This window comes from Streptomyces sp. NPDC052301 (assembly GCF_044593395.1).
Lineage (GTDB): Bacteria > Actinomycetota > Actinomycetes > Streptomycetales > Streptomycetaceae > Streptomyces.
Genome location: NZ_JBIUBE010000007.1, coordinates 60585 through 81022, shown reverse-complemented (window position 1 = coordinate 81022; position 20438 = coordinate 60585). Strand labels below are relative to the sequence as shown.

The 20438-nt window shown below is 72.3% G+C and carries 19 protein-coding genes and 1 riboswitch; of the genes, 14 read left to right on the top strand and 5 right to left on the bottom strand.

All coding sequences use genetic code 11. From position 1 onward, the window contains the following. Positions 1-100: 100 nt before the first annotated feature. Positions 101-1357 (top strand): alginate lyase family protein, encoded by a 1257-nt coding sequence (locus ACIHEJ_RS20855; RefSeq protein WP_400137720.1) that lies wholly within the window; start codon positions 101-103, stop codon positions 1355-1357. Between the two features lie 87 nt (positions 1358-1444). Next, on the top strand, positions 1445-1903 hold the full coding sequence (locus ACIHEJ_RS20850; RefSeq protein ID WP_400137718.1) for an acyl-CoA thioesterase: 459 nt from the start codon (positions 1445-1447) through the stop codon (positions 1901-1903). Here ACIHEJ_RS20850 and ACIHEJ_RS20845 read toward each other — a convergent pair. Continuing rightward, the gene (locus ACIHEJ_RS20845) at positions 1863-3077 is read right to left on the bottom strand and encodes an MFS transporter (RefSeq protein ID WP_400137716.1); all 1215 of its coding nucleotides are present in this window, start codon (positions 3075-3077) and stop codon (positions 1863-1865) included. The genes ACIHEJ_RS20850 and ACIHEJ_RS20845 overlap by 41 nt on opposite strands. Before the next feature lie 119 nt (positions 3078-3196). Between ACIHEJ_RS20845 and ACIHEJ_RS20840 the strand changes: the two genes are divergently transcribed. Continuing rightward, complete coding sequence (locus ACIHEJ_RS20840) at positions 3197-4582, top strand: ROK family transcriptional regulator (protein WP_400137713.1); 1386 nt, start codon at positions 3197-3199, stop codon at positions 4580-4582. Between the two features lie 34 nt (positions 4583-4616). Here ACIHEJ_RS20840 and ACIHEJ_RS20835 read toward each other — a convergent pair whose 3' ends face one another. Together ACIHEJ_RS20835 and ACIHEJ_RS20830 are read right to left on the bottom strand one after the other, a co-directional pair. Next, entirely contained in the window at positions 4617-5360 is a 744-nt protein-coding gene (locus ACIHEJ_RS20835) for an SDR family oxidoreductase (RefSeq protein WP_400137711.1), read from the bottom strand. A 105-nt stretch (positions 5361-5465) separates the two neighbouring features. Continuing rightward, the gene (locus tag ACIHEJ_RS20830; RefSeq protein WP_400137709.1) at positions 5466-6356 is read right to left on the bottom strand and encodes an RNA polymerase sigma-70 factor; all 891 of its coding nucleotides are present in this window, start codon (positions 6354-6356) and stop codon (positions 5466-5468) included. 294 nt (positions 6357-6650) lie between these two features. Continuing rightward, positions 6651-6781, top strand: a riboswitch (FMN riboswitch). Positions 6782-6941: 160 nt separating this feature from the next. Here ACIHEJ_RS20830 and ACIHEJ_RS20825 point away from each other — a divergent pair. The 9 genes from ACIHEJ_RS20825 to ACIHEJ_RS20785 all read left to right on the top strand — a co-directional run bounded on the left by ACIHEJ_RS20825 (position 6942) and on the right by ACIHEJ_RS20785 (position 14287). Then, the gene (locus tag ACIHEJ_RS20825) at positions 6942-7547 is read left to right on the top strand and encodes a riboflavin synthase (protein ID WP_400137706.1); all 606 of its coding nucleotides are present in this window, start codon (positions 6942-6944) and stop codon (positions 7545-7547) included. Next, positions 7544-8185, top strand: coding sequence for a nicotinamide riboside transporter PnuC (gene pnuC, locus ACIHEJ_RS20820; protein ID WP_400137704.1), 642 nt, complete (start codon positions 7544-7546; stop codon positions 8183-8185). The genes ACIHEJ_RS20825 and pnuC overlap by 4 nt, the downstream gene beginning before the upstream one ends. Then, the gene (locus tag ACIHEJ_RS20815; protein ID WP_400137702.1) at positions 8182-9471 is read left to right on the top strand and encodes a bifunctional 3,4-dihydroxy-2-butanone-4-phosphate synthase/GTP cyclohydrolase II; all 1290 of its coding nucleotides are present in this window, start codon (positions 8182-8184) and stop codon (positions 9469-9471) included. The genes pnuC and ACIHEJ_RS20815 overlap by 4 nt, the downstream gene beginning before the upstream one ends. Positions 9472-9503: 32 nt before the next feature. Next, positions 9504-9989, top strand: coding sequence for a 6,7-dimethyl-8-ribityllumazine synthase (gene ribH, locus ACIHEJ_RS20810; protein ID WP_400137700.1), 486 nt, complete (start codon positions 9504-9506; stop codon positions 9987-9989). A 34-nt stretch (positions 9990-10023) separates the two neighbouring features. Beyond that, complete coding sequence (locus ACIHEJ_RS20805; protein WP_019983911.1) at positions 10024-10296, top strand: phosphoribosyl-ATP diphosphatase; 273 nt, start codon at positions 10024-10026, stop codon at positions 10294-10296. Between the two features lie 54 nt (positions 10297-10350). Beyond that, a complete protein-coding gene (hisG, locus tag ACIHEJ_RS20800) occupies positions 10351-11199 on the top strand; it encodes an ATP phosphoribosyltransferase (protein WP_400137697.1) in 849 nt (282 codons plus the stop codon). Positions 11200-11214: 15 nt separating this feature from the next. Further along, positions 11215-11679 (top strand): PH domain-containing protein, encoded by a 465-nt coding sequence (locus ACIHEJ_RS20795; protein WP_400137695.1) that lies wholly within the window; start codon positions 11215-11217, stop codon positions 11677-11679. A gap of 203 nt (positions 11680-11882) precedes the next feature. Beyond that, entirely contained in the window at positions 11883-13217 is a 1335-nt protein-coding gene (locus tag ACIHEJ_RS20790) for a hemolysin family protein (RefSeq protein ID WP_400137692.1), read from the top strand. Beyond that, positions 13214-14287 (top strand): hemolysin family protein, encoded by a 1074-nt coding sequence (locus ACIHEJ_RS20785; RefSeq protein WP_400137690.1) that lies wholly within the window; start codon positions 13214-13216, stop codon positions 14285-14287. Before ACIHEJ_RS20790 ends, ACIHEJ_RS20785 begins: the two co-directional genes overlap by 4 nt. 91 nt (positions 14288-14378) lie before the next feature. Here the strand turns inward: ACIHEJ_RS20785 and ACIHEJ_RS20780 are convergent, their stop codons facing one another. Both ACIHEJ_RS20780 and ACIHEJ_RS20775 read right to left on the bottom strand, forming a co-directional pair. Then, positions 14379-16241: an AAA family ATPase gene (locus ACIHEJ_RS20780; RefSeq protein WP_400137688.1), complete on the bottom strand. Its 1863-nt coding sequence runs from the start codon at positions 16239-16241 to the stop codon at positions 14379-14381. Positions 16242-16671: 430 nt separating this feature from the next. Then, complete coding sequence (locus ACIHEJ_RS20775; protein ID WP_400138301.1) at positions 16672-17292, bottom strand: uridine kinase; 621 nt, start codon at positions 17290-17292, stop codon at positions 16672-16674. Positions 17293-17555: 263 nt separating this feature from the next. On the opposite strand from ACIHEJ_RS20775, the gene ACIHEJ_RS20770 reads away from it, so the two are divergent. Continuing rightward, the gene (locus tag ACIHEJ_RS20770; protein WP_400137687.1) at positions 17556-18512 is read left to right on the top strand and encodes a hypothetical protein; all 957 of its coding nucleotides are present in this window, start codon (positions 17556-17558) and stop codon (positions 18510-18512) included. A gap of 41 nt (positions 18513-18553) precedes the next feature. Continuing rightward, positions 18554-20095, top strand: a complete 1542-nt coding sequence (locus ACIHEJ_RS20765) for an amino acid permease (protein ID WP_400137684.1) — start codon at positions 18554-18556, stop codon at positions 20093-20095. Positions 20096-20438 lie beyond the last annotated feature (343 nt).

The window sequence follows — 20438 nt, the reverse complement described above, 5'->3', positions numbered from 1 at the left end:
ATTGTCACGGGTAGCCCGCGGCTCTACGCTCACACGGTCTTCCTTCTGAACCACATTCATGTGGATGAACGCATAGGTCGAGACGTCGATCGGAGAGCCGATGAGTGGAAGATCCCGTGCGGCCGTGCTCCTGGCCGCGGTGCTGACCTGTGGGGGCGCGCTCGTCCCGTCCGCGCACGCCGCGCCGAAGGCCCCGCGGACCGCCGTCCTCGACGGCACCCGCCTCCAGCGGACCCGGGCCCGCCTCGACCACGACCCCCGGCTGCGGCGCGCGCTCGGCCGGCTGACGGCCCGCGCGGACGGCTGGCTGGACCAGGGCCCCTGGACGGTGGTCGACAAGCCCAGGCCCGCACCCGGCGGCGACGTCCACGACTATCTGAGCCAGGCCCCGTACTGGTGGCCCACGACCACCCCCACCGCCGGCAACCCCTGGGGATGCCCGTACGTGCAGCGCGACGGACAGCGCAACCCGGAGGTCGACAGCGGAACCGACCGCCAGGACGCGGAGAAGGTCTTCGACTCCACGTACGACCTCGCGCTCGCCTGGTACTACACCGGCGAGCGGACCTACGCCGAGAAGGCCGGGCAGATCCTGCGCACCTGGTTCCTCGACCCGGCCACCCGGATGAACCCGAACCTGGACCACGCCCAGTTCATCCCGTGCAAGTACGACGGCCGGGCCATCGGGATCATCGACTTCTCGCAGTCGTACACCAGCGTCCTCGACGCCCAGGCGATCCTCGCCACGGGCGCCCCCGGCTGGAGCGCGAAGGACCGGACCGCGATGGACACGTGGAACACCGCCTTCCGTGACTGGCTGGAGAACAGCGACTTCGGCAAGGAGGAGGGTGCCGCCGCCAACAACCACGGCACCTTCTACGACCTGCAGCTCGCCGCCCTCGCCTACGCCACCGGGGACACCGCCCTGGCCCGGCGGACCGTGCTGGACGTGCGCGGCAGGCGAATCGACCCGCAGATCGCCGGCGACGGCACTCAGCCCCAGGAGCTCGCCCGCACCCGCAGCTGGCACTACTCGACGTTCGACCTGGTCGCCTACACCCGGCTCGCGGCCATCGGCCGGCACCTGGGAGTGAACCTCTGGGCCTACCGCGGGCCGGACGGGCAGAGCCTGTTCAAGGCGGTCGACCAGTTGCTCCCGGCCGCGACCGGAGCCGCCGCCTGGGCGTATCCGGAGCTGGAGTTCCACCGGTACGCCGCCACCGACGTGGTGCACGCGGCGGCGGACGCCGGGGACGCGGCGGCGAAGGCGGCGGTGGCGCAGCTGGAGGCTCCCCCCGGCGGCGACCTGTGGGCCCTGCGGCCCGCCGCGGAGCAGCTGGACTCCATCGCGGGCTGACGGGGGCGGGGGTGGCACCGGGGCAGGGCTCCTGAGCGGTCGCTTAGGATGAATCGTCAACAACAGCGACGCTCAGGAGTCCCACCCGTGACCGCCGAAGCCCCGATCGCCCCCGCCGTCTCCCAGGGCCGGCTGATCCCCGTCACCGTCCACTTCGACGACCTCGACGCGCTCGGACTCCTGCACAACGCCCGCTACCCGCTGATGGTCGAGCGTGCCTGGACCGAGCTGTGGAGCGAGCACGGCGTGCGCTTCGACGGCGACTGGGAGGCCGCGGGCGACGCCTGCAACGCGGTCCGCGAGCTGCGCATCAGCTATGAGGCACCGGTGACCCGCCCCGGCACCTACGCCGTCCACCTCTGGCTGGAACGGCTCGGCACCACCGGCCTCACCTACGGCTTCCGCTTCTGCTCGGCCGATGGCGCGCGGACCTACGCCCGGGGCAGCCGGGTGCTGGTCCGGCTGGACGCGACGACCATGCGGCCCGCGCCCTGGAGCGACGCCTTCAGGGCCGCGGGTCGGGAACTGCTGCGGGCCGCGGACTGACCTCGCCGCGGCTGTGGCGCTCGGCGCTGCGCAGCACGCCCGCGCACGCCGCGAGCCCGCAGGCCAGCGCCGTCACCACGCAGAACGACACCACCAGGCTGGTGGCCTGGGCCACCCCGCCGATCAGGCTCGGCGCGATCAGCCCCGAGGTGTAGGTGATGGTCGCCACGCCCGCGATGGCCTGGCTCGGATTCGGGCCGGCGTGCCCGGCCGCCGCGAAGCACAGCGGGACGACGACGGCGATGCCGAGCCCCATGAGCGCGAACCCGGTCATCGCCACCGCCGGATGCCCCGCGACGACGATCAGCAGGCCGCCCAGCACGGCCAGCACCCCGCCCGCGCGCACCGTGCGCACCGCCCCGAACCGGTTGACCACCACGTCGCCGGCGATCCGGGCCACCGCCATGGTCAGCATGAAGCCGGTCGTCGAGGCCGCCGCCAGCCCGGCCGAGCTGTCCAGCCGGTCCCGCAGGAACACCGCCGACCAGTCGAGGCTCGCGCCCTCCGCGAACACCGCGCAGAAGCCGACCGCGCCGATCAGCAGCGCCGAGCGGGGCGGCAGTGCGAACCGCGGGGGCGGCTCCTCGTGGTCGGCCGGCTGCACGTCCAGCACCCAGCCGCAGGCCGGCACGCCGAGCACGGTCAGGACGGCCGAGGCGAGCAGGAAGTGCAGTCGGGCGTCGGCGCCCAGGTGGGCGGCGAGCGTGCCGGCCGCCGAGCCGGTCAGGGCGCCCGCACTCCACATCCCGTGCAGCCCCGACATGATCGACTTGCCGAGCAGCCGCTCGACCTCGACGCCGAGCGCGTTCATCGCGACATCGGCCATGCCGGCGCTCGCGCCGTAGGTGAACATCGCCAGGCACAGCGTGTAGAGGTTCGGCGCGAGGGACGGCAGGACCAGGGAGAGCGTCCACAGGGCGATCAGCCCGCGCAGTGCCGTACGGCTGCCGAAGGTATGGCTGATCCGGCCCGCCAGCGGCATCGAGCACGAGGCCCCGAACGCCGTGAACGCCAGCGCGAGACCCAGCCGGCCCGTGCTGAGCGAGGCGTGGTCCTGGATCCAGGGCACACGGGTGGCGAAGGAGCCGGTCACGGCGCCGTGCACGGCGAACACGGCCGCCACGGCGTACCGGGCGCGCCTGACCTCTTCACGCGTGTGCCCCACGTCACTCATGTTCCAGCCCCTCCCCGGGCGTTCCCCGCCACGGCCACCCTGCGTCGCCGTAAACTATCAGGGACCCTGCCTGATAGATAGGGAGCGATGCGGCCGCCCGAGTCTGGGAGGATTCCGTCATGCCCGCATCACCGAGCACCGCCCGGGCCATCAACGACCGGCTCGCCCTGCGGCTGCTGCAGCAGGAAGGCCCGCTGACGGCGGGGCAGTTGAAGCAGCTGACCGGACTGTCCCGGCCGACGGTCGCCGACCTCGTCGAACGGCTCACCGCCTCCGGTCTGATCACGGTGGTCGGCGAGTCCGGCGAACAGCGCCGGGGCCCGAACGCCCGGCTCTACGGCATCGTCGCCGACCGCGCCCACCTCGCCGCGCTCGACGTCCGCACCGAGGGTGTCTTCGTGCTCGTCTCCGACCTGGTCGGGCGGGTGCTCGCCGAGAGCTCCGTGCCGATCCGGGGCGACACCGGCACCGGGCCCGCCGTGGAGCAGGCGGTGGCCGCGGTGGAGCGCACCGCCAAGGAGGCCGGCGCCGACCGGCTGCACACCGTCGGGATCGGCGCACCGGGCCTCATCGACCCGGCCACCGGCGACCTGCGCGACTCCGCGGGCCTGCCCGCCTGGCACCGCAGCCTGGCCGCCGCCCTGCAGGAGCGGCTGCCCGGCTCCCGCGTCACCGTCGAGAACGAGACCAACCTCGCCGCACTCGCCGAACAGCGCGAGGGCGCGGCCCGGGACCGGGACACGTTCGTCCTGCTCTGGCTGGGCCACGGCGTAGGCGCCGCGGTCGTCCTGGACGGCACCCTCCGCCGCGGCGCCTCGGGCGGCACGGGCGAGATCGGCTTCCTGCCGGTCCCGGGCACGGCCTCCCTGCCCTCGACGACGGACTGCGACGGCGGCTTCCACTCGCTGGCCGGCGCGGCGGCGGTCGGGGCACTGGGCCGGGAGTGCGGCCTTCCGGTGCCGGGCACGACGGACGGACCGGGGGCCGCGGTGGTGGTCCGTGGCGCGGTGGCCCGCGTGACGGAAGTCCCCGAGCGGGCGGCGGGCGGCACCGGTGCGGGCACGGGAGACGCGGCCACCGGGCCGGGCCCGTGCGAGGGCGCCGGACCCGGCGGTGCTGCTGCCGGCCCCGGCCCGGGCGGGCACCGCGGTGCGGGCGAGCGCGCCTCCACCGAGCCCACCGAGGCCTCGCCCGCCGGCCCCGCCCCGGCCGAGGCGGGCGCCGCCGCCCGCTTCCTCGACGCCCTCGCCGACCGGATCGTCGTCGGCGTCGCCTCCGTGGTCGCCGTCCTGGACCCGGGGTGCGTGGTGCTGGGCGGCGAGGTGGGACAGGCCGGGGGAGCGGCGCTCGCCCAGCGCGTGGAGGAGCGCCTGCGCCGCATGTCCCCGCTGGCCACCGAGGTCCGGGCCAGTAGCCTCGGCGGCACCGCCGTACTGCGCGGGGCGCTGCTGACGGCCCGGGAGCGGGCGCAGGACGAGCTGTTCCCGCTGCCGGCGCGGGCCTGACGGCAGGTCCGCCGACGCCGCCGGGCCCGTCCCCTCAGCCCGCGAACCGCCGCTCCAGGTACTCCTCGAACGTCCCCTTCCCCACCGCCCGTTCCGGAGTCAGATGACCTCCCGCGCGGAAGGCGCGGTACGTCCTGCCGAAGAGCGGCGCGTTCACCACGGCCCGGCGCCGGCCCGTCGTCCGCAGATACGCGCGGGCCAGCGACTCGAAGGACCGCACCTGAGGTCCGCCCATGTCCGGCACCCGTCCGGCCGGTGCCGCGAGGGCCAGCTCGGCCAGCCGGTCCGCCACTTCGGCCACCTCCACCGGCTGGTCCGAGACCCCGGCGGGCAGCGCCATCACCGGCGACCTGCCCAGCGCTCCCAGCAGCTGCACCACGAGGTCGTGGAACTGCGTCGTCCGCAGCACGGTCCAGCCGAGCCCGGACCGCTCGACCAGCCCCTCCACCGCCAGCTTGGACCGGTAGTAGCCGACCGGCACCCGGTCGACGCCGACGATGGAGATGTACACCAGATGGCCCACCCCGGCCCGCCGTGCCGCCGCGATCAGGTTCTCGGCCGCCTTCTCGTCCCCGCCGCGCGCGTTCGTCGCGCAGTGCACGACGGTCTCCACACCCGCGAGCGCCGTGTCGAGGGCGGCCCCGCCCACCCGCAGATCCACGGCGTACGGCCGGCTGTGCCGGCTGAGCACCCGCACCTCGTGCCCGTCGGCCGACAGCCGTTCCGTGACGTACCGGCCGAGCGTGCCGGTCCCGCCGGTCACCAGGATCGTGGTCATGCTGTTCCCGTCCCTCCGGACTCCGGGCGCCCCCGGTCGGGGCGCCCCTCACCAGCTGGGACCGGACAGCCGCGGGAAATGTGACAAGCCCCGCCGCGGGCCCCGCTACGGCCGGGCGAGCTGGCGCCGTACGAAGCCGAGCTTGTCCGGGTTCAGCACGGCCCGCGCCTGTGCGACGAGCCCGCCGTGCAGTTCGAGGGCCGCCACCCCGACGAGCGCGCCGTCCGCCCACATGACCAGCGCCGGCTCGCCGTTGACCTCCGCCGCCGTGAACTCCCAGCCCGCCCCGAACCGCTGCGCGGCGCCCGCCAGGAAGCGGACGACCTTGTCGCGTCCCCGGACCGGCCGCCGGGCCGCCGACACCTTGCCCCCGCCGTCGCTCCACCACGTCACGTCCGCCGTGAGCAGCTTCTCGAGACCGGCCAGATCACCCTCCCGCGCGGCCGTGAGGAACGACGTGACCAGCTCCTCCCGCCGCTTCGGCGACGGGTCGAACCGCTCCGCGGGAACGGCGACCCGCGCCACCGCGCGCCGGTACAGCTGGCGGCAGTTGGCCTCGCCCAGCTCCAGCACCTCCGCGATCTCCCGGTGGCCGTAGCCGAACGCCTCGCGCAGCACGTACACCGCGCGCTCGGTCGGCGTCAGCCGCTCCAGCAGCACCAGCACGGCCAGGGAGACCTGTTCCCGGCGCTCCGCCGACTCCAGCGGGCCGAGCGTGCCGTCGGAGGTGACCACCGGCTCCGGCAGCCAGGCGCCGACGTACTCCTCGCGCCGGGCGCGGGCCGAGGTCAGCCGGGTCAGACAGAGATTGGTCACCGCCTTGGCGAGCCAGGCCCCCGGTTGCCGGATCGCCGACCGGTCGGCCCCGGCGAACCGCAGATACGCGTCCTGCACCGCGTCCTCCGCCTCCTGGGCGGAGCCGAGCAGGCGGTAGGCCAGGCCGAACAGGCGTGGGCGGTGGGACTCGAACTCGTCGGCGAGTGGTGACGATGCCATGCCGTCACCCTGCCAGAGCAGCCCTGAGCAGGGACGCAGAGGGGCTCCAGGAGGTCGTGGCGGCCCGGCGGCGGGCAAGGGCCGTCGTCACCGCCACCGGGCCCGTCCGCACCCTAAAAGGACTAGACCAGTGGGGTCAATGGGTCCGGGCCAAGGTCAACGCTCCTGGCCTGCCCGGCAGTTGACCAGGGTGGTTGCGGGGCGCAAGGTCGACGGCACACGGTGTGAGGGAACCCACACTCATCCCCTGTCTGGGTGAGCGGCGGGCGTGGCACACTGGCCCTGTACCAGAAGCAGCGCACTCCGGGGTCGGTGAAACTCCGAACCGGCGGTTACAGTCCGCGACCCGGTCGCTTCCAGCGGCCGGTTGACCAGGTGAAATTCCTGGACCGACGGTTAAAGTCCGGATGGGAGGCAGTGCGCGGCGGGCGGGCATGCGTCACGTGTGCGCGCCGCCGTCTTTGGGCTCGTCCGTATGCGGACGGTCCCTTTTCGGCGACGCCCCCGGTGTGTGCTCACCCGTACCTGCTGTCGTCATCGACAGGCCCCGGAGTCCGTGCCCGAAGAGGCAGGAGGACCCGGGAAGTGTTCACCGGAATCGTCGAAGAGCTGGGTGAGGTCACCGCCGTCGAGAACCTCGGCGACGCCTCCCGTTTCCGGCTCCGTGGCCCCGTCGTGACCGAGGGCGCGCAGCACGGCGACTCCATCGCCGTGAACGGGGTCTGTCTCACCGTCGTGGACCATGAGGGCGACGAGTTCACCGCCGACGTGATGGCCGAGACCCTGAAGCGGTCCAGCCTCGGTGTGCTCACCGTCGGCTCCCGCGTCAACCTCGAACGGCCCACCGCCGTGGGCGCCCGCCTCGGCGGGCACATCGTGCAGGGCCATGTCGACGGCACCGGCGAGGTGCTGGCGCGCACGCCCTCCGAGAACTGGGAGATCGTCAAGATCTCGTTGCCCGCCGACCTGTCCCGGTACGTCGTCGAGAAGGGTTCCATCACCGTCGACGGCATCAGCCTGACGGTCGTGGACGCCGGCCCCGATCACTTCACCGTGAGCCTCATCCCGACCACCCTCGCCCTGACCACGCTCGGCCACAAGCAGCCCGGCGACCCGGTCAACCTCGAGGTCGACGTCATCGCCAAGTACGTGGAGCGGCTGCTCGCGGCCGGTCAGGGGGCCGGCCGGTGAACTGGCTGAACTCCGAGGCGTTCACGCTGTTCGGCCAGCACATCATCTGGTCGGACATGGTCGGCAACATCCTCGGCCTGATCACCCTCGCCCTCGGCTGGCGCCGCTCCCTCCTCACCTGGCCCGTGCAGTTCCTCTCCGGTCTCGTCCTCTTCGGCGCCTTCTACGGCCATCTCACGGGCAGCGCCGGCAAGCAGGTCGTCGTCATGGCCGTCGCCCTGTACGGCTGGTGGCAGTGGCAGCGCAGCAAGGACCGGTCCGACGACGGTCACATCGCCCCGCGGTTCGCCACCTGGGGCGAGCGCACGGCGATGCTCGGCGCCGCCGCTGCCGGCACGGTCGCGGTGGCCCTGCTCTTCAAGGCCCACCCGTCCCTGTCCTGGGACCCCTGGCCCGACGCCTACATCTTCGTCGGCACCATCGTCGCCATGTACGCCCAGGCCAAGGGCATGGTCGAGTTCTGGATCGCCTGGCTGCTGGTCGACGTCGTCGGCGTGCCCCTCAACTTCACCCACGGCTACGCCTTCTCCGGTTTCGTCTACGTCATCTACGGCGCACTCGTCCTGTGGGGCATGCGCGACTGGTGGCTGCGCTCCCGCCGGGCCGCGCAGCCGGTCCTGGAAGGAGCACCGGCATGAGCACGGCACCCATCCTCTACAGCGCGGACGACCTCGAGGACTTCACGCTCGACCCGGTCGAGCAGGCCATCGCCGACATCGCCGCCGGCCGCCCGGTCGTCGTCGTGGACGACGAGGACCGGGAGAACGAGGGCGACCTCGTCATCGCCGCCGAACACGCGACCCCCGAGATCGTCGCGTTCATGATGAGTGAATGCCGGGGTCTGATCTGCGCCCCCATGGAGCCCGAGGAACTGGAGCGGCTCCAGCTCCCGCAGATGGTCCAGGACAACACCGAGTCGATGAAGACCGCGTTCACCATCTCCGTGGACGCCTCCGCCGCTCACGGTGTGAGCACCGGTATCTCGGCCGCCGACCGAGCGACCACGCTTCAGCTGCTCGCGAGCGGTACGGCCGAGCCCTCGGACTTCGTCCGCCCCGGCCACATCTTCCCGCTGCGCGCCAGGCCCGGCGGCGTGCTCGTGCGCAACGGCCACACCGAGGCCGCCGTCGACCTCGCCCGGCTCGCGGGCCTGCGCCCGGCCGGCGCCATCGTCGAGATCGCCGGCGAGGACGGCCGGATGCTCCGGCTGCCCGAGCTGGTCCCGTTCGCCCGCAAGCACGGCCTGACGATCATCTCCATCGAGGAGCTGATCGCCTACCGCCGTGGCAGCGAGCCCACCGTCCGCCGTGAGGCCGAGACCCGCCTGCCCACCAGGCACGGCACCTTCACCGCGTACGGCTACCGCTCCACCGTCGACGGCGTCGAGCACGTCGCCCTCGTCCACGGTGAGATCGGCACCGGCGAGGACGTCCTGGTCCGCGTCCACTCCGAATGCCTCACCGGTGACGTCTTCGGCTCCCTGCGCTGCGACTGCGGCCCCCAGCTGGACACCGCCCTGGAGCGCATCCAGGAGGAGGGCCGGGGCGTGGTGGTCTACCTCCGCGGCCACGAGGGGCGCGGCATCGGCCTGCTGTCCAAACTGAGGGCGTACGAGCTGCAGGAGCAGGGCCGGGACACCCTCGACGCCAACCTGGAACTCGGCCTGCCCGCCGACGCCCGCGACTACGGCGCCGGGGCGCAGATCCTGGCGGACCTCGGCGTCCGCAGCGTGCGCCTGATGACCAACAACCCCGAGAAGACCGACGCGCTGCTGCGGCACGGCCTGAAGGTCAGCAGCCGCGAGCCCATGCCCGTCCAGGCGGGCGAGCACAACCTCCGCTACCTGCGCACCAAGCGGGACCGGATGGGACACGACCTGCCCTGGCTGGACACGCCCGCCGTGTCCACGTGCGGCAACCAGTAAGACCAGTACGCAAGAACCCGACGAGGAGAGACGTGAGCGGCAAGGGTGCACCGGAGCTGTCCGTACGCAACGTGAGCGACCTCAGGGTCGCCGTCATCGCGGCGCAGTGGCACGAGAAGGTGATGGACGGTCTGGTGGACGGCGCCCTGCGCGCCCTGCACGAGCTGGGGATCGACGAGCCGACCCTGATCCGGGTGCCGGGCAGCTTCGAGCTCCCGGTCGCCGCCAAGGTGCTGGCCGGGCGCGGCTACGACGCGGTGGTCGCGCTCGGTGTCGTCATCCGCGGCGGCACGCCGCACTTCGACTACGTGTGCCAGGGCGTCACCCAGGGCCTCACCCAGGTCAGCATCGAGACCGGCGTCCCCGTCGGCTTCGGCGTGCTCACCTGTGACACCGAGGAACAGGCCCTGGACCGGGCCGGTCTGGAGGGCTCCAACGAGGACAAGGGCCACGAGGCGGTGACGGCCGCCGTGTCGACCGCGGCCACGCTGCGCTCAGTATCTGAACCCTGGCACTGAGGAGTCGCCCGAACCGCGTAGGGTGGGCATCACCATGTCCAAGAAGACGTTCGAGGAGCTCTTCACCGAGCTCCAGCACAAGGCCGCCCAGGGCGATCCCGCCACCTCCCGCACAGCAGAGCTGGTCGGAAAGGGCGTCCATGCCATCGGCAAGAAGGTCGTCGAAGAGGCCGCCGAGGTCTGGATGGCCGCCGAGTACGAGGGCAAGGAGGCGGCCGCCGAGGAGATCTCGCAGCTGCTTTACCACGTCCAGGTGATGATGGTCGCCCGCGGGATCTCCCTGGACGACGTCTACGCCCACCTGTAAGCCCGCCCGCTGTCACCCCGTAGAACACCCCTTCACGCAAAGGAAGCCGACCTCATGCTGCGCATCGCCGTCCCCAACAAGGGTTCACTCTCCGGCCCTGCGGCGGAGATGCTGCATGAGGCCGGCTACCAGCAGCGCCGCGAGTCCAAGGAGCTGCGGATCGTCGACCCGGTGAACGAGGTCGAGTTCTTCTACCTCCGTCCCCGTGACATCGCGATCTACGTCGCCTCCGGCCGTCTCGACGTGGGCATCACCGGACGCGACCTGCTGATCGACTCCGGTGCCGACGCCGAGGAGATCCTGCCGCTGGGCTTCGCCCGCTCCACGTTCCGCTTCGCTGCCAAGCCGGGCACCGCGAACGGCATCGAGGACCTCAAGGGCAAGACGGTCGCCACCTCCTACGAGGGCATCGTCGCCGGGCACCTCGCCGACAGCGGCGTCGACGCCTCCGTCGTCCACCTGGACGGCGCCGTGGAGACCGCGATCGAGCTGGGCGTCGCCGAGGTCATCGCCGACGTCGTCGAGACCGGCACCAGCCTGCGCAACGCGGGCCTGGAGGTCTTCGGCGAGCCGATCATGAAGTCCGAGGCGATCGTCATCCGCCAGACCGGCGGGGACGCCGAGGAGCCGAAGGTCCAGCAGTTCCTGCGCCGCCTCCAGGGCGTCCTGGTCGCGCGGACGTACGTGATGATGGACTACGACTGCCGCGTCGAGCAGCTCGAGAAGGCCGTCGCCCTCACGCCCGGCCTGGAGTCCCCGACCGTCTCCCCGCTGCACAACGAGGGCTGGGTCGCCGTCCGCGCCATGGTCCCCGCCAAGGAGGCGCAGCGGATCATGGACGACCTGTACGCCATCGGTGCCCGCGCCATCCTGACCACGGCCATCCACGCCTGCCGCCTGTAAGGGGTGCGCACCGTGATGTCCGACACTTCCTCCCTTCCCACGCTTCCCGTCACCTTCCGGCCCGGTCACACCCGCGCCATCCTGCTCACCGCCGGTGTCGCGATATTCCTCACCATCTCCGGGGTCGCGTTGCTGCTCGAGCAGCTCGGCCCGGGGGAGCAGGCCAGCTTCGTCATCACCGGGGCACTGATCTTCTGGGTGCTCGCCCAGCTGGCCCGGGTGAAGGTCGTCGCCGACGAGTCCGGTGTCACCGTGGTGAACATCGCCGGCAAGCGGCGCCTGGACTGGGCGGAGATCCTTCAGGTGAACCTCCGTCCGGGCGATCCCTGGGTCTTCCTCGACCTCAGCGACGGCACCAGCCTGCCGGCGCTCGGCATCCAGCCCGGCCTCGCCAAGCAGCGGGCCATCGCCGATGCGCGGGCCCTCCGGGCCCTGGCCGAAGCCCGTGCGACGGCCCCACGGGCGGAAGATCAGGGCTGAGTCGGGGGCGTCCACCCTGCCCGTCCGGGCCGTGTCTTGATTAATCTGGTGACGGAGGCCGTTCCGCTGTGCCTCCACCCCTGCGTGCCGCCCGGTGCACAGGGGTTCCTGCTACCCGAGGAGTGACTCCCTCCGGCGATGGACGGATCGTCCTGTAGTACCTGCGCCGCCCCGACCCGACATACCGGGAAGGCGGTGGCAGCGTGACCATCTCCCTGCTGCTCCTGGCAGCTGCGTTCCTGCTGATTCTCGCCAACGGCTTCTTCGTGGCGGCCGAGTTCGGCCTGGTGACGGTCGAGCGGCCGGACGCCGAGCAGGCCGCCGCCGCCGGCGACAGACGCGCCCGTACGGTCGTGGAGTCGCTGAAGGAGCTCTCCTTCCAGCTCTCCGGCACCCAGCTCGGCATCACCATCACCTCCCTGGTCGTCGGCATGCTCGCCGAGCCGGCCCTGGCCAGGCTGCTGCACGGCCCGTTCGCCGCGATCGGGATCCCGGGCGGCGCGGTCTCCGGTGTCGCCGTGGTCGTCGGCATGCTGCTGGCCTCCGCGATCCAGATGGTGGTCGGCGAACTCGTGCCCAAGAACTGGGCGGTGTCCAAGCCCCTGCAGGTCGCGCGCTTCGTCGCGGGCCCGCAGCACCGCTTCGCCCGCCTGTTCCGCCCGGTGATCGCCGCGCTGAACACGGTCGCCAACCGCCTGGTGCGCGCACTCGGCGTCGAGCCCGCCGACGAACTGGCCTCCGCCCGCACCCCGGGCGAACTGGTCTCCCTGGCCCGGCACTCCGCCCAGGCGGGTGCCCTGGAGCAGGACACGGCCGACCTGTTCGTCCGCACCCTGTCCCTCGGCGATCTGACCGCGCAGCACGTCATGACCCCCCGGGTGAAGGTCAGCGCGCTGCAGGCCTCGGCCACCGCCGAGGACGTGGTCAACCTCACCCGGGCCACCGGCCTGTCCCGCTTCCCCGTGTACCGGGACAAGATCGACGAGATCGTGGGCATGGCGCACCTGAAGGACGCCCTCGCCGTCCCGGTGCACGAGCGGCTGCGCACCCCGGTCAGCCGCATCGCCCGCAAGGCGCTCCTGGTGCCCGAGACCCTGCCGGTCCAGCCGCTCCTGGCGCGCCTGCGCAGCGAGCAGCCCATCGCGGTCGTGATCGACGAGTACGGCGGCACGGCCGGGGTGGTCACCCTGGAGGACATCGTCGAGGAACTCGTCGGCGAGGTCCGCGACGAGCACGACGCCAAGGACATGCCCGAGCTGGCCGCCGCCCCGCCCGAGGACGGCAAGCCCGCCTGGGACGTCGACGGCAGCTGCCGCGTCGACATCCTGCAGCGCATAGGCCTCGACGTGCCCGAGGGGCCGTACGAGACCGTCGCCGGGCTGGTCGCCGATCTGCTCGGCCGGATCCCGGCCCCCGGCGACAAGGCCGAACTGCCCGGCTGGCGGCTCTCGGTCCGCCAGGTCGGCCACTACCGGGCGGAACGGGTCCGCCTGGTCAGGACGGTCCCGGCGGTCAATGTGCTGGAGGCCGTGCGATGAGCCTCCTCCAACTGGTCTTCGCCGCGCTGCTCGTGCTCGCCAACGGCTTCTTCGTCGGCGCCGAGTTCGCGCTCGTCTCCGTCCGCCGCAGCCAGATCGAACCGCTCGGCACCACCCGGGCCCGCCAGGTGCTCCACGGCCTGGAGCGGCTGCCGCAGATGATGGCGGCGGCCCAGTTCGGCATCACGGTGTGCTCGCTGACGCTGGGCGCGGTGGCCGAGCCCACCGTGGCGCATCTGCTGGAGCCGGTGTTCGAGGCGATCCGCCTGCCGGACGGTGTGGTCCACCCGCTCGGCTACGTCATCGCCCTGGCGGCAGTGGTCTTCTTCCACCTGGTCATCGGCGAGATGGTGCCGAAGAACCTCGCGATGGCGGCCCCCGAGAAGGCGGCGCTCCTGCTCAGCCCGGGCCTGGTCTGGTTCGCCCGCCTGTGCAAGCCGATCACCGTGGCCCTCGGCGCCTGCGCCCAGGGCATCCTGCGGCTGTTCCGGGTCGAGCCGAAGGACGAGGTGGAGGCGGTGGTGACCACCGAGCAGCTCAACCGCCTCCTGGAGGACTCCGGCCAGGCCGGCCTCCTCGACCCCGAGGAGCAGGAGCGCCTGGAGGACGCCCTGGAGCTGGGTTCCCGTCCGGTGACGGACGTCCTGCTGCGCCGTGAGTCCCTGGTCACGGTGACCCCGTCGGTCACCCCCGGCGAGATCGTCGCGCTGACGGCCCGCACGGGCTACTCCCGCTTCCCGGTGTCGGCGACCGAGAAGGGCCCCTTCATGGGGTACGTCCACGTCAAGGACGTCCTCGACCTGGAGGACTCCGAGCGGGCCGTCCCGCAGCACGTGTGGCGACCGATGACGACGCTGCGGGCGGAGCTGCCGCTCGACGACGCGCTGACCGTGATGCGCCGGGCGGCCACCCATCTGGCCCAGGTCGCCGGTGCCTCCGGCAAGGTGCTGGGCCTGGTGGCGCTGGAGGACGTCCTGGAGATGCTGGTCGGCGAGGTCCGGGACCCGGCCCACCGGGAAATGCCCGAGCCGCGCGTGAGCGGGGAGCCGGAAGGGGTGCTCGCCACCTAAGGGCTTCGCCCGGATCGATGCGGGGAACTGCGCGGCCGCCGGTGCGCCGTGGCCGATTCGCGCAGTTCCCCGCGCCCGTCAGGGGGCGCTCCTACATACCCGGCGGATCATGTGGCCCGCGCCCCGACAGCACCTCTCCGTAGGCCTGCATCAGATCGGGCAGCCGCAACGTCGCCAGGTCGTCCCGCGACAACGCCCCCGCGAACGTCGACAGCCGCAGGTCCCGGTAGGCACAGCTCTTCTCGTACAGCGTCCGCAGGAACCGCCCGTTGCCCAACTCGTCGATCCACCCCTGATCGACCACATGCCCGGCGATCGACCGCAGCTCTTCCAGCGCCTCCTCGTCCCACAGGTCCCCGTTCTCCGCCGCCAGCACCTTGCCGATCTCGGTGAGTTCCAGCGGCCGGTAGGACGGGAAGTCGACGCGGGTGGTGAACCGTGAGGACAGCCCGGGGTTCGCGGCCAGCAGCCGGTCCATCCCCTCCGGATAGCCGGCCAGGATCACCACCAGATGGTCCCGGTTGTCCTCGGCCCGCTTCAGCAGCACCTGCAGGGCCTCGTCGCCGTACGCGTCGCCCTTGCCGTAACCGGAGTTGGACAGTGAGTACGCCTCGTCCACGAACAGCACCCCGCCGATCGCGGAGTCGATCAGCTCATTGGCCTTCACGGCCGTCTGCCCCAGGTACTCGCCGACGAGGTCGGCCCGCTGCGCCTCCACCAGGTGATCCCCGCCGAGCAGCCCCAGCGCGTAGAACACCCGCCCGAGAATCCGGGCCACCGTGGTCTTCCCGGTCCCCGACGGCCCGGAAAAGACGAAGTGCCGCTTCGGTGGCTGCACCGGCAGCCCCTGCCCGGCCCGCAGCCGCGCCATGTTCAACTGCGCGGACAGCGCCTTGACCTGGCGCTTCACCGGCTCGAGCCCCACCATGCGCTCCAGCTCGGCGAGCGCTTCCTCGAGTAGGGCGGGGTCGGTCGGCCCGGCCGGGATCGGCGACGAGGGGGTCCCGGTCTTCACCCGCACCGTCGGATCGGTCACCGACGGCAGGGGCCCGGTCGGCAGGTCCGGCTCCGGCAGCCGCAGATCCCGGCCCTCGGTACCGAAGACGGGGTCGTACCCGTCCGTCCCGTCCACGCTGTCCTGCCCGACGCCGGTCAGCGTGATCGCGGCGAGGTCGGCGGTGTCGTCGTACCCGTCGCCCTCCGCGATCGCCGCGAGCCGCGCCGAGGTGTCCATGAACGCCGGGTCGGCGCGGTGCACGGCCCGGTACAGGGGGAGTGCGGCGGCGGAGCGTCCCGTGCCCTCGTGCGCCCGCGCCAGCCAGTACCGCAGCTCCTTGCGCTGCGGCTGCTCGCTGCGGCAGCGCATCAGGGCCGCCGAGAGCAGCGGCTCCGCCTGGCCGTACATCTCCAGCCGGACCCGGGCCATCCCGCCGAACAGGCCGGCCTCGATGCCCAGCATGGGGTCGTCCAGCAGCGGATCGGTGTGCCGGACCAACTGCTCCCAGTCCTTGACCAGGTAGGCGCGGCAGGCGTGCAGGAAGCGGACCTGCGGGTCGGTGTCCACCGGGGGGAGTCCGGCGAGGGCCCGATCGAGTTCGGGCACGTGCCGTCCGTCCAGCCAGTGGGAGGCGTGCGCCAGCAGCAGATCGCGCGGGCTCTCCAGCACCGGCTGCACCCACCAGCCCAGCCAGTACCAGGAGTTGAGGGCCCGGCGGTGCCGGGCGCGCTGTTCGCCGAAGCGGTCGCGGTGCCGGAACATCCTCAGCAGCGCCGTCGTGGTGTCGACCCGCAGCGCGTGCAGGCCGAGCCAGGCGTCCGCCATGCCCGAATCCATCCGCACCGCGGTGCGGAACTCCTCCTCCGCCTGCGGGTAGGCACCCATCGTGTAGGCGTCCACCCCCCGCAGCCAGGCGAGGTCGGCCGGGGCCTCGGGGCCCTGCGTGCCGAAGTCCATCCCGTCCCCCCACAGACCGTGTCCCCGTGGTTCACCATCGGGCAGTCGCCCGACGGCCGCCGCGGTCGAACCGCTGTGCCGCGGACCGGAGTTGCAGGTGCGCGAGGCAGCCGCTCGAAGGTCGCACCGAGGGCATCGTACCCGCGGTACGACCGTGCACCGAAGGGTGCCGCACGGGCCGTTCGAGGAGGTGGGAGCAGACGGGACGCGCACGGCGTCGTGACCGAGGGTGATCGCGTCGGTGCGGCGGGCGCCCCGAAAACAGGGCGCGGGCAGAACGAAGCCCCCGGTCACGGGGGAACAACCGGGGGCTTCGCGTCAAGGGGCGGCTCCAAATCGCCGCACATGGGAAACGTAAGTCCTGTACGGCCTGCGGGTCAAGCAGAGTTGAGGCACTCGGAGAACTTCAGCCGCAAGGGTCTTCACACCTTCACCACATTGCGGGGGGATCGTCACCCTGGGTCACATTCTGGTCCGGCTCGGAGGGCAACTTCGGCCCCGAAAGCACCTCATATCCCTCCGGTGTCTGCAGTACCAGAAGATCGGCATGGGGGCGCGAAGGGTCGAAGGCGAAGTGCGCGCGCTCCGCCCGCACCCATCCTTCCCAGAACTCCCGCTGCTCCGCCCCGTCCCGCCGGCGTCCCCGCGACCAGGACTCGTCCCGGGGCAGCTCCATCCAGAGCAGCCCCGCCAGATGCGGCCGCAGCGCACGCCGGCCGGCGCCGACGCCCTCGACGAGCACCACGGGCGCGGGCGGCAGCGGGCGCGGCGCGCCGAAGGAGCGGGCCCGCCAGTCGTAGGGGGAGTAGTGGGCACACTCGCCCCGGGCGAGGGGAGCGATCACCTGGGACGTCAGACGCTCGGTCCAGGCGAACAACTGATCGTGGCTGGCGATGTCGTCGAGGTGCAGCACCGGTGCCCCGCCCAGGGCGGCGGCCAGCCGCCCGGCGAACGTGGACTTCCCGGATCCGGCGTGCCCGTCGACGCCGATCAGCCGGACCGGCCCCAGGGAGGGCGGCAGCCCGCGCAGTCGGGCGGCGAGGTCGTGAATGGCGGATCCCGAGGTGTGGTGCGGTGTGCGAGGTTTTCCGGAAACAGTCTAGTAGCGGCCCGTGGTGGCCGGGCCGCCAGGACCGGCCACCGGGCGAAAGTCGCGGTTTGAACCATCGGCTGGCGGCCAGTCAATGGCAACGATAAACATTTCCCGAATCCCCTGACCGATATGTCGAATTCGGCGTTCCGGGTGCGCGCGGTGCTGAGTATGGTGCCTGCAGCGCAACCGACCATGCGTCGTACGGGGACTGGCAGGGGGACATGGCCGCGGAGTTATTCGAGGGGCACTACGTGTGGCATCCGGCGGCCGACGACCGTGTCCTGGCGAGCGTATGCGTCGATGTACGCGCCGGGCGTTATCGATACGCGTCCGAGGCCCTCGTCGAGACGCGTTCCGACTTCGCCCTGCGCGCGCATCGCTCGCTCGTACTCGCCTCCGAGGCGGCCGGCACCGACCTGGTGGAGCGCTGGCTCGCCGAGGAGCCGACGCCCGAGGCGGCGCTGATGTGGGCCCGGGTCGCGGTGCAGCGCGCCCTGCGCGCCGCCGACGGGCGCGACGAGCGCGCCGAGGTGCTGGAGCGCATCGCGCTGACCGCGTGCGACCGGGCCGCCGCGCAGGCCCCGGAGGACCCCACCCCCTGGGTCGCCAAGCTGGCCATGGCCCGGCTGCACCGGCTGCGCGACCCGGCCCCGCAGGGGCTGCTCACCGCCCCGCCCGGCCCCTGGCGGTTGTTCGCGCACATCCTCTCCCTGGACCCGTGGCACCGTGAGGCGCACCACCGCTTCCTCTCCTTCTTCTTCACGCGCCACGGCGGCTCCGTCAACGCCGCCTGGGATGTGGCCGCCTTCCTCAGCCAGCGGGCGCCCGCCGACTCCGCTCTCCGGCTGCTGCCCCTGGTCGCCCTGGTGGAGAGCTACAACCCGACCCAGCTGCTCGCCGACCGGATCTGGGAAGAGCCGCAGTGGCGCTCCACCGCGCTGGCGATCTACCACAACTGGCTGCCCGCAGTGGGCGGTTACCGCTTCACCCCGGTGCTCGACCTGGCCTACCTCGCCCACGCGCTGGTCATGGCCCAGCGCGAGTTCGAGGCCCGGGCGGTGTTCGCGGCGATGGGGCCGTACGCCTCGCGCATGCCGTGGAGTGCCTTCGGTGAGCCCGCCGAGCAGCTCTCCCGGGCCCGGCGCGCCTGCGGGCTGCCCGTCCCGGGACCCGCCTGACCCCGCTCGTCCCCCGCTCCCCATGAGAGAAAGGCCGAACTGTGTCGGAACGGATGTCGACTCCACGGGCCAAAGCCCGCGCGGGAGAAGACCCGGTCGTGCTCGACGACGACGCGACCCTGCACGCGATGGGTTATCCGCGGAAACTCACCCGGCGCTTCCAGGCGTTCGACAATTTCGCGATCTCCTTCACCATCATCAATATCCTCTCGGGTATTTTCTCGTCCTTCGGATACGGTATGAACGCGGGTGGTCCCCGCGTTCTCATATTCGGCTGGATCGGCGTCTCGATCATGGTGCTCCTCATCGGTGCTGCCATGGCGGAAGTCGCCTCGGCCTTTCCGACGAGCGGTGCGTTGTATTTCTCCGCCGGTAAACTCGCCAAGCGGCACCAGGGCGCCTGGTCCTGGTTCACGGGCTGGCTGAACTTCGTGGGCCAGATCGGCGGCACCGCCGCCACCGGCTATGCGGCGGCCACCTTCATCCAGGCCTTCGTGCACCTGCAGTGGCCCTCCTACCAGCCGACCACCCACCAGACGGTCCTGATCACGGCCGTGATCATCGTCGCGCAGGGGCTCGCCAACACCTACACCGTCCAGCTCGTCGCCGCACTGAACCGGATTTCCGTGTGGTGGCTGCTGATCGGACTGGTCGTGATCGTGGGCGCACTCATAGTGATGCCCGATCATCATCAGCCGGCGTCCTTCGTGACGCATTTCGAGAACAACACCGGCTTCACGAGCGGGCTTTACGGGGGCATGCTCGGCCTGCTGGTCACGAGCTGGACGTTCACCGGGTTCGACGGCAGCTTCCACATGTCCGAGGAAACGGTCCACGCGACGGTCAACGCGCCCAGGGGGATCACCCGCGCGATCGGCTATTCGGCGATCACCGGCCTGATCCTGATGCTGGCACTGGTCTACAGCATTGGCGACTACGCCGAGGTGGCCGGTTCCGAGGCGCCGCCCGTCCAGATTCTCATCGACGGTCTCGGCCTCGCCGCCGCCAAGGTCATGCTCCTCATCGTCATCGGCGCGATGCTCTTCTGCGGTCTGGCCAACCTCACCAGCAACACCCGGCAGATCTTCGCCTTCTCCCGGGACGGCGCCATGCCCGGCTCCCGCTGGTGGCACTCGGTCTCGCTGCGCACCCGCACCCCGGTGAAGGCGGTGTGGCTCGCGGTGGGCTGCTCGCTGGCCCTGGTGGTGCCGGGCTGGTGGTCGCACACGGCGTTCACCGCGATCGTCAGCGTCAACGTGGTCGGTCTCTTCCTCGCCTACGCGGTGCCGATCTTCCTGCGCCTGCGACTCGGGGACGAGTTCCAGCCGGGACCCTGGCACCTGGGCCGCTGGGGCCGGCCCATCGGCTGGCTCGCGGTGATCTGGATCGTGCTCAGCAGCGTCCTGTTCATGCTTCCGCAGGCCTCGCCGATCACCGTCGACTCCTTCAACTACGCGCCGATCGCGCTCGCCGTCGTCCTGCTCGTGGCGACGGTGTGGTGGTTCGCCACCGCTCGCCGCCGTTTCCAGGGCCCGGTCAGCTACGGCCGCCCCGACGAGGTGGCGGCGATGGACCTGGTCTGACCGCCCCGGCCCCGGGGGGGGGGGGGGGGGGGGGGGCCCCCGGGGCGGGGGGGGGGGGGGGGGGCGCCCCGCGGGGGGGGGGGGGGGGGGGGGGGGGGGCCGGGCGGGCGGCCGGCGGGGGGCCCCCCCCCCCCCCCCGGGGGGGGGGGGCGGGGGGTCGGGGGGGCCCCCCCCCCCCCCCCGGCCCCCGCCCCCCCCCCGCCCCCCGGGGCCGGGCGCCGGCAGCGCCCCGCCGTGATCGTGGGTCGCGGCGGGGCGGGTCCACGACAAGCGCGCCCGGCCTGCGGGAGGACCGCGCTGCCGCGCCTTCTCCGAGGGTCCGACGACGTGGCGGCGCGGCGCG

Excerpts from the sequence above, each read along its gene's own strand:
- ACIHEJ_RS20780 (WP_400137688.1), bottom strand. The coding sequence starts at position 16,241 with ATGGACTTCGGCACGCAGGGCCCCGAGGCCCCGGCCGACCTCGCCTGG.
- ACIHEJ_RS20770 (WP_400137687.1), top strand. The coding sequence starts at position 17,556 with ATGGCCGCGGAGTTATTCGAGGGGCACTACGTGTGGCATCCGGCGGCC.
- ACIHEJ_RS20855 (WP_400137720.1), top strand. The coding sequence starts at position 101 with ATGAGTGGAAGATCCCGTGCGGCCGTGCTCCTGGCCGCGGTGCTGACC.
- ACIHEJ_RS20830 (WP_400137709.1), bottom strand. The coding sequence starts at position 6,356 with ATGGCATCGTCACCACTCGCCGACGAGTTCGAGTCCCACCGCCCACGC.
- ACIHEJ_RS20815 (WP_400137702.1), top strand. The coding sequence starts at position 8,182 with ATGAGCACGGCACCCATCCTCTACAGCGCGGACGACCTCGAGGACTTC.
- ACIHEJ_RS20845 (WP_400137716.1), bottom strand. The coding sequence starts at position 3,077 with ATGAGTGACGTGGGGCACACGCGTGAAGAGGTCAGGCGCGCCCGGTAC.
- ACIHEJ_RS20785 (WP_400137690.1), top strand. The coding sequence starts at position 13,214 with ATGAGCCTCCTCCAACTGGTCTTCGCCGCGCTGCTCGTGCTCGCCAAC.
- ACIHEJ_RS20835 (WP_400137711.1), bottom strand. The coding sequence starts at position 5,360 with ATGACCACGATCCTGGTGACCGGCGGGACCGGCACGCTCGGCCGGTAC.
- ACIHEJ_RS20795 (WP_400137695.1), top strand. The coding sequence starts at position 11,215 with ATGTCCGACACTTCCTCCCTTCCCACGCTTCCCGTCACCTTCCGGCCC.
- hisG (WP_400137697.1), top strand. The coding sequence starts at position 10,351 with ATGCTGCGCATCGCCGTCCCCAACAAGGGTTCACTCTCCGGCCCTGCG.
- ACIHEJ_RS20840 (WP_400137713.1), top strand. The coding sequence starts at position 3,197 with ATGCCCGCATCACCGAGCACCGCCCGGGCCATCAACGACCGGCTCGCC.
- ACIHEJ_RS20805 (WP_019983911.1), top strand. The coding sequence starts at position 10,024 with ATGTCCAAGAAGACGTTCGAGGAGCTCTTCACCGAGCTCCAGCACAAG.